Source organism: Vibrio sp. 03_296, assembly GCF_002265885.1.
The window spans coordinates 1-1,323 of record NZ_NPKW01000467.1 but is presented as its reverse complement, the minus strand read 5'-3'; the positions used below and the strand labels follow the sequence as shown (position 1 = coordinate 1,323).

The 1,323-nt window shown below is 43.4% G+C and carries 1 protein-coding gene and 2 pseudogenes; 1 reads left to right on the top strand and 2 read right to left on the bottom strand.

Going from position 1 to position 1,323, the window contains the following annotated elements; all coding sequences use genetic code 11:
- Positions 1-229: 229 nt before the first annotated feature.
- The gene (locus CIK04_RS33900) at positions 230-397 is read right to left on the bottom strand and encodes a transcriptional regulator (RefSeq protein WP_325205819.1); all 168 of its coding nucleotides are present in this window, start codon (positions 395-397) and stop codon (positions 230-232) included.
- Positions 398-455: 58 nt separating this feature from the next.
- Positions 456-740 (bottom strand): annotated as a pseudogene (locus CIK04_RS33895) (transcription termination/antitermination NusG family protein).
- Between the two features lie 297 nt (positions 741-1,037).
- Between CIK04_RS33895 and CIK04_RS25440 the strand changes: the two are divergent.
- Positions 1,038-1,323, top strand: a pseudogene (locus tag CIK04_RS25440) (dipeptide/tripeptide permease); the annotation flags it as partial.

Below are 1,323 nucleotides of genomic sequence, written 5' to 3'. Positions count from 1 at the left end.
CACTGCCATCGGCGGCAGAGTGGTGTCCCTGGAGGTCCATCATGGCTTGTTCGTCTGCTAAAAGCGTATTGAATGGGACGAGCCTTTAAAAACTGTATTGACCCGTCAGGTCGAGCAGTGAAAGCAGTGCATAACGAAGCGTATTAATCCATACGTCGTTCACGATAACAACAACGAAAGAAGGCACCCACAAGGTGCCTTCTTTACTAAGGTTTGTTGACCGCTCACTTCATCCTTTCAGTTCTAGGTCGCTATTTTCAATGCTCACTGGCACGGTCTGGGAAATCATTTTAACCAGCATGATTGAACGTGTTTCGCCATCTTGTTCTTGGAAAATGGCCTCGATACCCGCGAACTGCCCGCTTTTCACTTTGATCGAATCACCCGGTTTCGGCAAAATTACTCCCTGCAACGCACTTTGATGTCCCTCTTGTCAAGTAAAGCTTGAGTCTAAATCAAATCCCTTGGAGCTTCTTTGGCTGCGCGCCAAACTTCACAAAATCCACCACACCTCTGGTTGAACGAGCAGTGGTAAACGTAGGGCCTATTTCAAAATCGAAGCGAACAAAAATGTAGGAAGGAAATAAGGGCTCACTCTTTGTTTGGCGTTCCCACGCAAAATTTTTTCAACTTCTATGGTGGGGTAAGAAACACTCAACACCTTGGTTTTCTAAATGTTGCTTCGCTCGGATCTGCTCTCCGCGCTTACAATACAGCAAATACCACTTTTCATTTATCACTAGCCATCTATTTTTGTTTATCCTAGCATTTCGCCAGACTATAGGAAATCGCGTGAGTTGCAATCATACAAACCAATACATTTTGTTTGCTAAACGTTAATTCGCAGGACCAAAAATGGAATATTAGTTTCTAACACGTAGAAACCACCCAAGCAAAACATTGGAAAACCCTTTATAACAAAAGGTTAAATACAAACCGAACAATCTACTGCCATTTAAAAATGTTTGAGTATTTAAACAACGAGGAGTATACGTATTCGCCTATAAAAAATTTCATAACTAGAATTAGTCAAACTTATGCCAAACCAACATCAATATTTTGGTCATCCTCGTGGCCTTTTCCTTTTGTTCGGTACTGAACTTTGGGAACGTTTTTCCTATTACGCAATGCGTGCAATTTTAGTTTTATACCTCACCGACACCACCATCAATGGCGGTTTGGGCTGGTCTACCAAAGATGCCCTCGACCTCTATGGCACCTACACAGGTTTGGTGTACATTACCCCCCTTAATTCGGTGGCTACCTTGCTGACAACTACTTAGGTCAGCGTCGTTCGATCCTGATTGGTGGCGCGCTAATGGC